Here is a 14,093-nt window from a genome sequence, read left to right on the forward strand (position 1 = left end):
GTCGCGGCCTGAAAGGACTACTGGCCCGGCAGCTTCTTAGGCTTGCTGCCGAACCACTTCACGTACAACGCTTCGTACGTTCCGTCTTTGCCGAGAGCCTCGATAGCGCTGTTGATTCTCCCGAGATGCTTGTTTTTCTTTTTCGTGACAACGGCGTAGCTTTCTTTGTTCAACACTTCCCCGACCATCTTCACTTTGCCTTCCCCGTCGTTCTGCAGGAAATGGTGGACGTTGCGCTCGTCGAAAATGACCGCGTCCAGCTTTTTATTTTTCAAATCGGTGTAAGCATCCGAGATATCGGGATAGCCCCGGACCTCTTGGGTGCCTTGGATTCCGCCGGCATAAATATAAGAGGTCGAGCCGCTCTTGGTTCCGATGATTTTTCCTTTCAGATCGTCCTTGCTCTTGATCTCTTCGTTGTCCGAAGCGGTAAGCAGGACCAGTCCGGTCTGAAAATACGGATCGGAAAACGCGAAATTATCCTTGCGGGCTTTGTTGACGGTCATCCCCGCGATCGCCATGTCCACTTGGCCGGATTTCACGGCTTTGTTCAGCTCCCCTTGCGTCATCGGAACAAGCTCGTATGGCAAGTTCGCTTTTTGCGCGATAGCTCTCCACAGCTCCACTTCGAACCCTTTGCTCTCTCCGTTCTCGGTATACGTGAACGGGCGGAAATTGCTTTCTATCCCGACTTTGACAGGTTTTTCCCCGCCGCATCCCGCGATCAGGAGCGTCAAGAGGACGGCCAGCAGTCCGATTCCCCGTCCGCTGCGAATTGCGACATCCATTCCCTTCGTACCTCCTTTTCAGGTAAACAAAGGTATTGTTTGTCTTCCGAGGGACGGTTATGCAATCCGGCTGCCGGGCAGATAAAAAAAGAGGGGCCCGCTTGGCGTCAGCCCCCGAACGAGTCCCGGAACGCTTTGGCCAAAGCGTCCGATTCCACTTCCCACAAGGCGGCCACTTCGCCGCAGACGTTCTCGTCGAACCAATCGGCCAGCACCTTTCGATTGTCCGCGTGTTCCGCAATATAAGGCAGGTTTAGCAGCACCTTTTTGTAATACAGCTCCTCCGCCTGCGCTACCGCTTGCTGAGGGATGTAACGTCCCAGCTTTTTGCGGGCGCGGTAAAGCTCCCGGCTGCAGGTGCGGCGAATTTGCCGGGCGGACGGGTAAGGCCGGCTGTGCTTCATTTGATTTGCTGGATTCATTGATAGCGGCATCTCCTTCCTGCCATTATGCTATGCGGAAGAAGGGCAGGCGGGTACTGCCGACAGCGGTTTTTGAACGCTACAGAAAGTTTAAGTTCGCTAAAGCATTAAAGCGGACTGCGACTTTCTGTACCAAGAAAAACTTCCGCTAAAAACGGTCTGGCTTCTTTGAATGGACTCCGATAAGGAGTTTTTCTTAAAAAGGGGCGGCGTCTACTCGTCGATGACCAGGTAGCCGACCATCGGTCCGTTGTGCGCCGTATCGGGATGGGTCAAGCAGATGATCCGGTAGACGCCCGGGTTGGAGGCGCGGAACGAAACGACGGTTTCTTTTCCTTTTTTTACCTCCCCTTTGATGTTAAGGCCTTCGATGATAAAAGGATGGCTGGCGCCGTTGACGCCGTAGATGCTGAGCCGGATGCGCTCGCCTTTCTTCATATAGATCGTTCCCGGGTCCCAGCGGTAAGCTTCGATCGTTTTGCCGTCCGATGTCGTCGATTTGAACTCGCCGGTCACGAGCTGGATCGTCCGTTCGGGTCCGGCAGGGCTCATCGCGGCCCGAATCGTTTCGCGTTCCCAGAAGAGCAGCGCGGCACCGGCCAACAGTACGGCGGCGGCTCCGATTTTCAATCCCTTCAGTCCCTTTTGGCTCAGCACATATACCTTCGTCATCGGCATCCCCTTCGGTTTCGGATCGTTTGTAGGAGTATATTCGGGTGCTTGTCTGAACATGCCGGATCGGTTTCAAACCGTGGAGCGCGGGGTAAAGGTTCTTAACTCGAACACCGGGGGAGGACGATCCATGATGCGCTTAAAAGGTAAGCTGGCCCTGCTGGGGCTGTGCCTCGTTCTGCTCATGCCGTACACTACAGGAGCGCAGGCCGTATCGGCGCGGGACGCGGCGGCAGAGCTGCGGGTTCGACTCGACGCTTTGTTTGGCGAGCATGCGCTGCTGGCTGTTTTTGCGATGCAAAAACGATACGACGGCGCGGCCGATCGCGAACAGGCCGCTGCGGGGCTCGGCAAAAATACCGAACGGCTGGCAGCCACGCTGCGGTCGACATACGGGGAAGAGGCCGCCAAAACCTTCGAGCCGCTTTGGTCGTCGTATGTCGAGGCTTTGCTCAACTATGCGCAAGCGGCTGCGGCAGGCGACGAAACGGCACGGACGCAGACGGCGAACGGCTTGGAGGCTTACGCCAAGGAGTTGGCGCTGTTTTGGACGCGGCTCCTTCCGGATCTGGGAGCGGGGCTGGAAGAAGGGCCGAAGCGGCATACCGATCTGATGCTTCAAGCATTCGATGCCTATGCGGACAAAAATTACGCGGCAGCGTATAAAGCGATGCGCGAAGCTTACGCCCACGCGGTGGCAAGCGCCGATCTGCTGGCGGCGGGCATGGCTGCGCAATCGCCGGACCGGTTCGACGCGTCCGGCATGAAGACCCGCAAGGCCGATCTGCGTGCGGCGCTCGGCCGCTTGCTTGGCGAGCATGCGCTGACAGCCGCATTTGCGATGCAGAAAAGCATCGACGGCGCAAGCGATTTCGATCAGGCGGCTGCGGCGCTGAATGAGAATGCGGAGGATCTGGCGGCCGCCGTCGCTTCCGTTTACGGGGAGACGGCCGGTGCTTCGTTTCGAAGGGCATGGACCTCCCGTACCCGCTGTATATTGGATTACGCCAAGGCGGCAGCATCCAAAGACGAGTCGGCGCGGACAATCGCGGCAGGCAATCTGGAGAAGGCTCAGGCGGACCTGGCGCAATTTTTCGCGAATGCGAACCCGCAGCACGGGAGCAAGCCGGAGCTGATGAACGGTCTGAACACGCAGATCGGGCAAGTGACCCTAGCCCTTGACCATGATGTGCTGGGCGAGTACGCTGCCGCCTATGCCAATATGGAGACGGCCTATGCCCAAATGCTCCCGATAGCCGACCTGCTTGCGCAAGGAATCTCGGACCAGTACCCCGACCGATTCCCGGACGCTCCGGCCTCCGTACAGAAAACCGTGACGATGCAAGTCGGCGAAACGGAACTGACCGTAAACGGCCAGACGGTCCGAATGGACGTTTCTCCCTCGCTTCAAGAGGGCGTCATCTATATTCCGCTGCGGGTCGTCGCCGAAGCTGTCGGCGCCACGGTGACGTGGGATGAGATGACGAATACGACGCGGTTAGCTTGGGACGGCAATCAGGCGTCTTTCCCGGTTGGCTCGGATCAAGCGGAAGTCAACGGCAGGAAGAAATCGGGCGGAGGGGCGCCGACCGTCATGCAGGACGGGCGCATCATGGTGCCGATTGACGTTCTCTGCGAAATGACAGGTTGGAAAGCGGAGCTTGGCAAAGACGACGGGTCGATTCGCTTGACGACGACCGTTGAGGAACGTTCCTAGCCATCCGGCAAGCATGGATAAAAGAAGGATCGCCCTCCCGGCTGTCGGCCGAATAGAAGGCGATCCTTTTGGTGCAGGCAGCTCAATTGCGGCACACTATTATTTACGCAGCGCGGAGGCTTGGGGCTTGCCTTTGACCAGCGTGCCCGAGACGTAGATGGCCAGAAACAGAAGCATCGCCAGTGCCGATAGCAAATACATCGTGGAATAGCTTGTCCCCGAAGCGATGCCGCCGAGCAGCAGGGAGCCGAGCGCGATCCCGAGATCGATCGAGTTGTAGAACGTTCCGTTCGCCGTACCGCGCATTTCGGGGCTTACCTGCTTCACGGTCCAGGCTTGCAGCGAAGGCTGCAAAATGCCGTAGCCGATGCCGTAGCACAACGCCGAGGCGAGAAGTCCGGTCATGCTGGATGTATACGACAGCAATACGAGTCCGACGGCCACCATGAGCGCGCCGGGAGGCAGGACGACGAAATGGCCTTTTTTATCGAAAATTTTACCGGCGACCGGGCGAACAAGCAGCACCGCCCCGGCATTGCATAGGAAGAACCAGCCGACGTTCCCGATATGCACCTCTTTGCCGAACAAGGCGAGGTAGCTGATCAAGCCCCCGTACGTAATCGAGAGCAGCATGTTCAGAAAACAAGGCAGCGCCACCTGTTTGTACGTCCCGCGCGTATCCGGAACAGCGGCTGGTGAAGGGGCGGTTGCCGGCTTCGAAGCGGACGGGGTGCTGCGGATCAGCAGCGACAGCGGGATGATCAGGATCGCGAGCAGTGTCGAGACGAGGATCAGCGTATCGAACCCGTAGCTGCCGAGCAGCCACAGCCCGATGACCGGCGCGGCCGACATCGACAGGCTCGTCGACAGGCCGAAGTAGCCCATCCCTTCGCCCATCCGCCGGATCGGAATGATATCGGACACCATCGTGCCGAACGCTGTGCTGGACACGCCGAAGCCGATGCCGTACAAGATGCGGATGAGCAGAAATAAAGCCAGCGTACCGGCGGCGTAATAGCTGGCCGTTGCCAGCATATAGACGGTAAGGCCGAGCAGCAGGATGAGAGCGGTTCGACCGCGTTTAAGCCAGGAGCCGGCGAAGAAGCGGGTGACGATGGCCGATAAAGCGAACAGGCTGATGACCAGACTGACCGTCCACTGGCCCGCCCCGAACCGTTCGGTGACATAGGCGGGCAGCGACGGAGTGATCATTTGCAGATTCAAATACAAAAATAAATTGCTGACCGTAAGCAGGACGAAGTCCCGGGTCCATAATTTGGAAGCAGGTAGGTCTTGTTGTTCCTTCATGAAGCGATTCTCCTAGTCTTAAGGTTTCAGTAGAGTATCCAGATGGACGATCAGCCGCAGATGAGTCTGTCGGAAGGCTTCGAGCTCCGAATCGGACATCCAAGAGAAAATATCTTCGATCGTTTGCCTTTCGATCGGCATCAGTACTTGGAGCTTATGCCGGCCTTGCTCCGTCAAATAGACGAGAAACGATCTCCGGTCCGTCTCGCTCGTTTGCTTGCGCACCAGTTGTTTGCGGATGAGACAGTCCAGGATGCGTGCGGTCGTAGGCTGGTCCTTCACCGTACGGTCGGCGATTTCTTTCTGGCTGATGCCGTCCGATTCGTGCAGGCGGCACAGCACCGAAAATTGCTCCGGCGTCATGTCGTGCTCTTTCAGCCGCGAGGTCAGGACGTTCAGCATCTTCCGGTGCGTTTGACCGATAATAAAGCCGATCGACCATTCGTGCAGGTTAGGATTCAATCGCAGCACTTCCTTTATTCCGAATTAATTGTCATAACAATTATAAGTCTGACATGTAAAAAAGTAAACAGGTTTCGACAGCGGACGCAGAGGTCTGTGTCGAAACCTGTTTTTGTTTGTCGTCGCGCCGGGTTTACAGCCAGCGCTGCGGATACGTGCGGCGGCATACCCGGTGGTAACCCCAGGCGACGGCAACGATCAGCAGGGAGCCGAGCAGCACCGGGCTCCATAAGAAGCTCCAGGCGGAACCGGCCATCATGACGAGGAGCGGATCGGCGCCGGCAGGCGGATGCAGCGTACGCGTCCACTGCATCGCCACGATGGACAGCCCCAGGGCAAGCGCGGCGGACCAGGCGTGAAAGCCTGCCGTGTGCAGCACGACGAGCCCGATGGCGGTGCTGAGCAGATGGCCGCCGACGATGCTGCGCGGCTGGGCAAGCGGGCTATCGGGAATCGCGAAAGCGATCACGCATGAGGCGCCGAAGGGAGCCATCAGGAGAGCGACTTCGCTCCATTGCCCGAGCAGCAGAGCGGCAAGCACGGCAAGGAACGCGCCGGCTCCCTGCAGTCCGTAGGCGATTCCTTTACGCAGCGCCGACGGCGTTGTTGAGGATGGGTTCATGGGACATTCTCCTTTATCCAAATCGTATTGGCCAAATGATTAACGTTATGCTAGCATGAAAGTAATCCATTTGTGAAACGAATGTTATCGATGATACTCATTTTATTTATCGATGTCTTAAATTCATTTGTCGTATTTTTTCGTCCATCCATGAAACCTTAGGAAAAAGGAGCTCGTATAACGTATGATTGAAAAATTGGAAGGCCGTTTTTTAGTGACGTTTCTTGCCGTGCTGGAGGAGAAAAGCTTCAGCAAAGCCGCCGAGCGGCTCGGGTATGTGCAGTCCACGGTAACCTCGCAAATGCGTCAGCTGGAGGAAGCGGCCGGGCAGAAGCTTTTCGACCGGCTTCCCCGCGGTGTGGAGCTTACCGGAGCGGGCCGCAGGCTGGAGGTTTACGCGCGCCGGTTTATGCAGCTCGGCCGCGAGCTGGAGGAAGAAATGAACGAGGAAGGCGCTCCCCGGGGAATCGTACGGCTGCGGGTGCTGGAATCGTTCGCCGCGGCTTCGCTGTGGGGGCCGCTCCGATCGTTCATGGAGGCGTATCCGGACATCGATGTGCAGGTCGAAGCCGGCTTTCAAGCGGAAACGCTGGAAGCCGTCCGGTCACGCCAGGCCGATATGGGGCTTGTTCCCGCAGACCCCTGCGCCGCCGATCTCACTTTCGATCCGCTGCTCGAAGACGAGCTGCTGTGGATCGCCGCGCCGCGCGAGGCCGAGGCCGTCGGCCGCGAGGGCTGGAGCGCGATCCGCCGGATGCGCATCGTCGGCTTCGGCGGACGCTGCATGTACTCGCAGGCCGCCGAGGCTCAGCTTGCCGCGCAGCGCATGGCTCCGGCCGGGCGGGCGGAATTCGCCTCCATGGACATGATCAAGCGCGCCGCCTGCAGCGGATGGGCGCTTGCGCTTGTTCCACATTCCGCCGTAGCGGCGGAGCTGGCGGCCGGCGTGCTGGCGGAGTGCGCGCCGCTCGGCAGGCAGCCGATCTGCCACGGCTTAATCCGTCACAAGCCGCGAGAGGCAAGCCGGGCGGCGCAGCTGCTGCACCGATATTTGCTGGGGTGCGGCATGGAAGAGGTTATGATAGAATAGGATAGGTTGAGAGAGAGAACGGACCAATACGTATTCGGAGAGGAAGAGGGCTGAGCAATGCTGCATGACTTGATTCAATCGGCGCTTCTGTTTATCGAAGGGCTGGGCGTATGGGGAATACTGCTGGGCTTGATGCTCGAAGTGATTCCGAGCGAAATTGTCCTCGCTTTCGGAGGGTACCTGGTTTCCCGCGGCGAAGTATCGATGATCGGCGCCATCGTATTCGGCACGATCGGGTGCATGTTTCAACAAGTGATCTTGTATTGGATTGGGCGTTACGGCGGCAGGCCGGCCTTGAACAAATTCGGCAAGTTTCTCCATATCAAGAGCAAGCATTTCGATATTGCGGAGGGCTGGTTCAACCGGTACGGTCCCGGCATGGTGTTTCTGGCCCGGTTCGTCCCCGTGCTGCGGCAGGCGATTTCCATCCCTGCGGGTATGGCGCGGATGCCCATGTGGAAGTTTTTGTTCTATACGCTTCTTGGCACAATTCCTTGGGCGATTCTGTTCGTTTACCTTGGACGGGCGCTTGGGGACAACTGGGAGCAGATTGACGAAGTGGCGGCTCCTTACACGAAGCCTGCTCTGATCGCGGTTGCGGTCATTACGGTGCTGTATGTGCTGTGGAAAGTGCTTACCCGCAAAAAGTCCGGCGGCAAAAAAGGTCACCGCGCCGACACGAACAACGGCTACGGTGTGGAAGGCGAGAAAAGTACGGCCCATCAGCTCAAATATATCGGCGGAGAATACCGCGTCCTGCACGGACGCCGCGTACATGCGGGCGGCGGCACGCAGGAATTCGACCATATCGTGGTCGGGCCTAACGGAGTGTTTCATATCGACTCGAAGCATTGGTCGGGGGACATCCATTTTACCGGTCAAGGGGTCGAACGTGTCAAATCGCGGTCCGACCGCGGAAAGCAGGACGAGCCGCACAGCCAGGATCCGACGGCGCAGCTGTACCGGCACGAATACGTGCTGAAGGAGCTGTTCAAGCAGCACCGGATACAGGCCGATTTAGTCGGCATCGTATGCTTCACCCACCCGAACTGCCGTCTTGTCGGGACGAGCCCGGCTTTTGCGACGCTCAAGCTGGATCGCCTCGTCCATCACATCAAGACGTACAAGCCGAAGCGGACATTAAGCGCCGCCGAGGTAGCGTCCATCGAAAAATTGATCAAAGACAACAGCAAATAGCGTGCCCGGTCCGTTTCCTTTTGATTGGAGCGGACTCTTTTTTTTGGTACAATGAACCATAGTGTGAACATTCCGAAGGAGGAGAAACGTTATGAGCAAAAACTTGAGCGCCAAGCTGCGCCAAGGCTTGTCCCCGCAGCAGTTTACGGACGGCATGACTAAAAATCAGGAGAAATTTAAAGAGTGGTACGATCTGTTCGTATGGGAAAGCGAAGAGGACAAGGAGTTTTTCGAATCGCTCAATAACCGCGACGATCTTCGCTGCCTTATCCTTGCGGCGGACTGGTGCGGCGACGTGGTGCGCAACGTTCCTGCCGTGTTCCGCGCGCTCGAAATCTCCGGCATCCCGACGGAGGTACTGATCAAGGAAGAGCACCCGGACGTGATGGCCCAGTTCCTGACCGGCGGCGGAGAAGCGATTCCGATCATTATTTTTACCGATTTCAGCGGTTTCGTCCTCGGCCATTGGGGGCCGCGCCCGGCGCACGTGCAGGCGGTCATGACGAAGTTCAAGCAGGAGAACCCGGACCGCGAAGCGCCGGATTATAACGATAAAATCCAGATCGCCCGCCAGGAAATGGTCAAGCAGTACGGCGAAGGAACCGGCTATCAGACGGTGATCGTGAAAGAACTGCGCGAGCTGCTATCCTCATTCTAGTCCGACACCCGACGTATACGTAAAGGAGTTCGTCCAACGTATGGAAACGAGACAAATCAAAATCGAAGCCTTTTCGCTCGGGCCGTTGCAAACGAACGCTTATCTCGTCTCTCTGCCCGAGGAGAACCGCGGCTTCGTTATCGATCCCGGGATGGACCCGCAGCCGCTGCTCAAGCGGATCGCAGGCATGGAGATTGAAGCGATCGTCCTGACGCACGCTCATTTCGATCATATCGGAGGCGTGGACGCCGTGCGCCGTCTGAAGGGCTGTCCCGTGTACCTGCACGATGCGGAAGCGGACTGGCTGATGAACCCGAAGCGCAACGGCTCCGTGATGTGGCCGGAGCTGTGCGGACCGATCACGACCGACCCGGCGGAGTATGCGCTGGACGACGGTCAGGAGCTTAAGCTGCTCGGCATCGTCTTCAAAGTGCTGCATACGCCAGGCCATTCTCCCGGAAGCGTCAGCTTGCTCTACGGAAATCATCTGTTCGGCGGCGACGTGCTGTTCCGGCTGTCGGTCGGACGCACCGATCTGCCCGGCGGAGATGAGCAGGATCTGCTGGACTCGATTCATGACAAGCTGTTCAAGCTGCCGGATGAGACGATCGTCTACCCGGGGCACGGAACCCGGACGACGATCGGCTACGAGCGCGAGCACAACCCGTATCTATAAACCACAACGAAACGACTGTCCCGTTCCGGGCGGTCGTTTTTTTTATTCCTCCCGGACAAACCTCCGTTAATGCCTTTGCGCATCTGCCGGAACCGCTGAAGATTGTCCGTTCTGACGATCCGAAGTCCTGTCGGAGTCTGCCCGGGGCAAGCGTCTAATTTTGCAAGGCTAGGTGAATACCGTGTTCCCTATGGGTGCTACACCATAGACTGATGGTGTGTTCGATAGGAACACGTAACCAGTCCAAGCGACTGCAAGTTGCGGGTACGGCGACGCTGCCGACTTTGCAATTTGGGTAAATTTCACGGAGGTGTTCATCTGTATGGAAAAGTTTCAACCGAATGTGTTCCCTAAACAGAGCTCGATGTCGCCATTATCGTCGAATTTTCCGCCTTCCCCTAGTGTATCGCCGTTTTCGGCGCCAGGGCCGAATATCGCTCCCTTCGCGGCCCCGATGCCGAATATAGCGCCAATGCCGAATATGGCGCCCATGGCGAATATGCCTCCGATGCCGACAGCCATCTCGCCTGCATACGTAGCTCCTACGTCGAACTATCCGGCGGCAAATGTTCACAACCTTAATGAGATCAACGTTTTCTTCCCGAAGAAGAAGAAAAGACGCCACCATTTCTATCCTTGGTTCGGGTGCGGGACGTCGACAGGCATTATCCTCGTCTTGTTTATTTTGCTGGTCATCGTCCTGCGCAGCAAGCACCGTCACCATTGCTGACGCGTAGCGCAGGCGGTCATGCTCGGTAGTTTTCTGCCGGCTCCACCGCCGCTATGCCAAGGCTCCCTGCAGTAACGCCCGGTCGTCCTCCGATCTGAGCATCACTCGCTGATGCCGCGCGTTACGACGGTTCGACCGCAATCGGCGAAACCGTCCCATCCCGCAAAGTGTGCAGGGAGCCTTGCGAGGGTGGAAAAACGGGTTGACAGGACGAAATTTAACGTGTTATTGTTTTAAACAAACGTTTAATTTAAATAAATGTTTAATTAAATACATAACTAGAGGAGAGTACACACGATGTTTCAAGCTTTGCGCGCGTATTTGAAAAAGCCGGCGACGATTATCGGGATCGTTACGGCGATGATGTTCCAAATTATTTTCAGTCTCGTCTGGATGTCCGGTTATCAAGGAGTGAACGAGAACGTCAAGCAGCTCAAAATCGCCGTCGTTAACGAGGATCAAGGCGTCGGCAAGCGGGTGGAGGAGCAGCTTGTATCGTCGCTGCCGTTTCGCATGATCAGCGAGCCGTCGCTGAGCCGGGCTCAAGAGAAGCTGAACAACCGGGAGGTGCAGATGGTGCTGCATCTTCCGGCCGATTTTTCCAAGCAGCTGCAGGCGCAAGGAGAGAAGGGTCGGATCGATTATTACATCAATGAATCCAATCCCGCGCTGATCAAAAGCATCATGCAGGGCGTCGCGAATGGGGTAACCGCAACGGTCGGCAAGGAAGCCGCGGCGATGGGTATGCAAGCTGTGCTGGTTCAAGCGAACGTGCCCGCAGCCCAGGCGCAGAGCGTGGCGCAAGGGATATCCGATAAGGTGCAGTCCAACATCGAGTCGGTCAATCCGGTTCAAGGCATGCATAATCAAATGGTGCCGATGATGATGGTGCTCGCCTCCTATGTCGGAGCGATGATTATGGGGATGAACCTGCAGCAGGCGACCGCGATGCTCGGCCCGAGCTTTTCCCGATGGAGCAAGTTCGGCGCACGGGTCATCATCAACGTCGTATCCGCCGTGTTCATCGCGCTGATCGGCTCGTCATTGGTCGTGGCAATGGGCGGTCAGACCGCCGCCGGTTTCGTCTCGCTGTGGCTGTTCCAGGCGTTGTTCCTGATGACGTTCATGTTCTTCTCGCAAATGTTCCTGATCGTCTTCGGAATGGCCGGCATGCTTTTCAATATTGCGATGCTGTCGATTCAGTTGGTTTCGTCGGGGGCCATGGTGCCGCGGGAACTGCTCGGGGGCTTCTATCATACGTTTAGCGAATATTTGCCTGCGACTTATGCGGTGGACGGCGGCATGAACGTGCTGTTCGGCGGTCCGTCCGTATCGGCCGATGCGGGGGCGCTCGTAGCCATCATGCTCTGCTGCCTCGTTGTCGGCTTGGCTGCCACCGGATTGCGCAGGGAAGGACGTCCCGCCGTGAAGCCCGCGGTGTCAGCGGCCGCTAACGCATAATCGGAAACCGGGGCAAACGGCCGGAGCTTGGGCATGATCCGGTCCGCCTTCCGGTTTTGTGGTACAATAATGAAACCTACAGTCAAAACGGAAGGGGACGCTTCAGTTGACCCAGACGGAAACGGATATGAAAATGCGTATTTTATACGCCGCCAAGAAGCTGTTTTCCCGGCAAGGCTTCGAAGGGACGAGCGTCCGGCAAATCTGCGAGGAGGCGGGCGCGAACGTCGCCTTGGTCTCGTATTATTTCGGCGGCAAGGAAAAAGTGTTTCATGCCATTTTCGAGCATTTTTTTCCAGGCCGGCAGCAGCTTTCCGGAGACGAAGCCGCTTTCGCTCACCCGGTTCGGGGGCTTAGTCTCATTGTCCGGGAAATCGTCCGCTTCAGCCTCACCGACCGGGAGTTGAGCACGATCATTCAACAAGAAATGGTCCTGAATACGCCGCGTGCCGAGGTGGTAAACTCCTTTACCTCTCCTGTCTGGAGCACGGCCCGCAATTTGCTGGAACAAGGGCGGGAGGAAGGCTTGTTTCATTACGAATCGCTGGATCAAGCGTTGCTGTTCGTCATGGGGGCGACGCTCGCTCACAAGCAAATCGGCTGCGGTCGGACGCTGCTGTCGCTGCCGGACCTGCTTGCAGACGAGACGGCGGAGCATACCCTGCATTTTATTTTAAAGGCGCTTGGCGCGCCCGGGTCACCCGCCTAAACCTCTCGGGCGCCTCTCCCATACAATAAAACAAGAAGAATAAACGAGAGGGGAGAGCGCAGGGTGAGCAAGCTGCCTACGGTATTCCGAAGCGTTAACGAAAGTCTGGATGAAATTTTGACCGCTTTCGACAAACTTAATTCGATCTACCGGTCGGCGAAGCAGATGTCCCCGGTGCTGAAGCAGGCGGCCAACCTGATTGCCGAGGCGAATGTGGCTGCAGCGGAGCAGCAAGCGAGGCTGAGCGAAGCGATGAAGTCCACAAGGAACAGATCGGTCGGAGGAAAGCGAGGCAGAAGGGCACCGGTCCGCAAGCGGAGGCGGATGCTATAAATCGAATCGGATGCCGGGTTCGGAGGAATCGGGCTTTTTTTGCGCGCAGCTGTTTATTCCGCTTCCGCCGTTTCCATAGCAGGTTTTCGTTGGCACGGTTTTGTCCGAAGCGGTATACTGGGTTTGGGAAATGACGGATACGATCCGATACAACGGGAGGTAACTTTGCATGGCTTTTATCGATTGTCACTTTTTCTCCGAATCGCTGGGCCTGTCCACGTCGATGTACGTTTTATTGCCCCAGACGACGGTGGGTCAAATCGGCTTGAACAACCGCAGTACGGGAGGCAAGCACCCGGTGCTGTTTTTGCTGCACGGCCTCTCGGACGATCATACGATTTGGCTGCGCCGGACATCGATCGAACGCTACGCGGCCCCGCTCGGACTCGCGGTGGTCATGCCGGCTGTGCATCGCAGCTTTTACGCGGACATGGCGAGCGGTCCGAAATACTGGACGTTCGTCAGCGAAGAGCTGCCCGCGCTTGCGAGGTCTTTCTTCCCGCTGGCAGAGGAGAGGGAACGCACCTTTGTAGCCGGCCTGTCGATGGGCGGATACGGCGCGCTGAAGCTGGGGCTCCGTCATCCCGAGCGGTTCGGGGCGGCCGCCAGCTTGTCCGGGGTAACGGATATCGAAGCGATGGCGCGGGAACGGCTGTCCCGGGAGGAAGCGGCCGCGATATTCGGGTCGGCGGACAGCCTGCGCGGCAGCGATAACGAATTGTTCGCGCTGGCGTCCGGATTGGCGCGTTCGGATGCGGAGCAGCCGAAGCTGTATCAATGCTGCGGCACGGAAGATTTCTTGTACGAGGACAATGTCCGTTTCCGCGATCATTGCCGGGAGCTCGGGCTAGAGCTTACTTACGAGGAGGAGCCCGGGGCTCATGATTGGGGCTATTGGGACCGTAAAATTCAAAGCGTGCTGAATTGGCTGCCGCTGGAAAATGGTATGGTGAACAACTAAAAAGGATTGGCTTATAGGCTTGGGTATGCTCCGTTTGGCGGGCGTATCCAGGCTTTTTTGTTGATTGTTCTTACAGGACAAGGATGTTTTGCCGGTTATCCGGGTATTCACAGGGATATTATAGAAATTTATCCCTCTTTCTGGAGGAAATTATCCGTTACAACGTGGGAGCCATCCCTGATAATGGAAGCTAGAATGATGAGAGGAGGGATACCTGCCGATAACCGACGCTGATGTCAGCCCGATTGCTAAGGACTGTATGCCGGAAAGTAAAACGTTAACAAAGG

Annotated in this window: 16 protein-coding genes and 1 pseudogene; 11 read left to right on the forward strand and 6 right to left on the reverse strand. The window is 57.2% G+C overall.

Annotated features, from left to right (window positions below):
- Positions 1–17 precede the first annotated feature (17 nt).
- The 3 genes from KQX66_RS11920 to KQX66_RS11930 form a co-directional block, all read right to left on the reverse strand.
- Positions 18–788: a substrate-binding periplasmic protein gene (locus KQX66_RS11920; protein WP_216792672.1), complete on the reverse strand. Its 771-nt coding sequence runs from the start codon at positions 786–788 to the stop codon at positions 18–20.
- 107 nt (positions 789–895) lie between these two features.
- Positions 896–1,210 carry a dehydrogenase gene (locus KQX66_RS11925; protein WP_216792673.1) on the reverse strand — a complete coding sequence of 105 codons (315 nt, stop codon included), beginning with the start codon at positions 1,208–1,210 and terminating at the stop codon, positions 896–898.
- 213 nt (positions 1,211–1,423) lie between these two features.
- Positions 1,424–1,882, reverse strand: coding sequence for a cupredoxin domain-containing protein (locus tag KQX66_RS11930; protein WP_216792674.1), 459 nt, complete (start codon positions 1,880–1,882; stop codon positions 1,424–1,426).
- Positions 1,883–2,012: 130 nt separating this feature from the next.
- Between KQX66_RS11930 and KQX66_RS11935 the strand changes: the two genes are divergently transcribed.
- Positions 2,013–3,599 (forward strand): copper amine oxidase N-terminal domain-containing protein, encoded by a 1,587-nt coding sequence (locus KQX66_RS11935; RefSeq protein WP_216792675.1) that lies wholly within the window; start codon positions 2,013–2,015, stop codon positions 3,597–3,599.
- Between the two features lie 99 nt (positions 3,600–3,698).
- Here the strand turns inward: KQX66_RS11935 and KQX66_RS11940 are convergent, their stop codons facing one another.
- The 3 genes from KQX66_RS11940 to KQX66_RS11950 form a co-directional block, all read right to left on the reverse strand.
- Positions 3,699–4,907, reverse strand: coding sequence for an MFS transporter (locus KQX66_RS11940; protein ID WP_216792676.1), 1,209 nt, complete (start codon positions 4,905–4,907; stop codon positions 3,699–3,701).
- Positions 4,908–4,925: 18 nt separating this feature from the next.
- Entirely contained in the window at positions 4,926–5,369 is a 444-nt protein-coding gene (locus KQX66_RS11945) for a MarR family winged helix-turn-helix transcriptional regulator (RefSeq protein WP_216792677.1), read from the reverse strand.
- 133 nt (positions 5,370–5,502) lie between these two features.
- A complete protein-coding gene (locus tag KQX66_RS11950) occupies positions 5,503–5,991 on the reverse strand; it encodes an HPP family protein (RefSeq protein WP_216792678.1) in 489 nt (162 codons plus the stop codon).
- Positions 5,992–6,175: 184 nt separating this feature from the next.
- Here KQX66_RS11950 and KQX66_RS11955 point away from each other — a divergent pair, with 184 nt between their 5' ends.
- The 10 genes and pseudogenes from KQX66_RS11955 to KQX66_RS11995 all read left to right on the forward strand — a co-directional run bounded on the left by KQX66_RS11955 (position 6,176) and on the right by KQX66_RS11995 (position 13,806).
- Complete coding sequence (locus KQX66_RS11955) at positions 6,176–7,081, forward strand: LysR family transcriptional regulator (protein ID WP_216792679.1); 906 nt, start codon at positions 6,176–6,178, stop codon at positions 7,079–7,081.
- Between the two features lie 57 nt (positions 7,082–7,138).
- Positions 7,139–7,735 (forward strand): annotated as a pseudogene (gene uptA, locus KQX66_RS37365) (undecaprenyl phosphate transporter UptA); the annotation flags it as partial.
- A gap of 42 nt (positions 7,736–7,777) precedes the next feature.
- Positions 7,778–8,278: a nuclease-related domain-containing protein gene (locus tag KQX66_RS37370; protein ID WP_237762957.1), complete on the forward strand. Its 501-nt coding sequence runs from the start codon at positions 7,778–7,780 to the stop codon at positions 8,276–8,278.
- A 91-nt stretch (positions 8,279–8,369) separates the two neighbouring features.
- Positions 8,370–8,936, forward strand: coding sequence for a thioredoxin family protein (locus KQX66_RS11965; RefSeq protein ID WP_216792681.1), 567 nt, complete (start codon positions 8,370–8,372; stop codon positions 8,934–8,936).
- A gap of 40 nt (positions 8,937–8,976) precedes the next feature.
- The gene (locus KQX66_RS11970; protein ID WP_216792682.1) at positions 8,977–9,612 is read left to right on the forward strand and encodes an MBL fold metallo-hydrolase; all 636 of its coding nucleotides are present in this window, start codon (positions 8,977–8,979) and stop codon (positions 9,610–9,612) included.
- Positions 9,613–9,934: 322 nt separating this feature from the next.
- Complete coding sequence (locus tag KQX66_RS11975) at positions 9,935–10,342, forward strand: hypothetical protein (protein WP_253957089.1); 408 nt, start codon at positions 9,935–9,937, stop codon at positions 10,340–10,342.
- A gap of 297 nt (positions 10,343–10,639) precedes the next feature.
- The gene (locus KQX66_RS11980) at positions 10,640–11,803 is read left to right on the forward strand and encodes a YhgE/Pip domain-containing protein (protein WP_216792683.1); all 1,164 of its coding nucleotides are present in this window, start codon (positions 10,640–10,642) and stop codon (positions 11,801–11,803) included.
- A gap of 106 nt (positions 11,804–11,909) precedes the next feature.
- Positions 11,910–12,512 (forward strand): TetR family transcriptional regulator, encoded by a 603-nt coding sequence (locus KQX66_RS11985; protein ID WP_216792684.1) that lies wholly within the window; start codon positions 11,910–11,912, stop codon positions 12,510–12,512.
- A gap of 63 nt (positions 12,513–12,575) precedes the next feature.
- A complete protein-coding gene (locus KQX66_RS11990; RefSeq protein ID WP_216792685.1) occupies positions 12,576–12,845 on the forward strand; it encodes a hypothetical protein in 270 nt (89 codons plus the stop codon).
- Positions 12,846–13,014: 169 nt separating this feature from the next.
- Positions 13,015–13,806, forward strand: a complete 792-nt coding sequence (locus KQX66_RS11995; RefSeq protein WP_216792686.1) for an alpha/beta hydrolase — start codon at positions 13,015–13,017, stop codon at positions 13,804–13,806.
- The last annotated feature ends 287 nt before the right edge of the window (positions 13,807–14,093 follow it).

It is taken from the genome of Paenibacillus oleatilyticus (genome assembly GCF_018998565.1).
In the GTDB taxonomy this organism is placed as follows: domain Bacteria; phylum Bacillota; class Bacilli; order Paenibacillales; family NBRC-103111; genus Paenibacillus_G; species Paenibacillus_G oleatilyticus.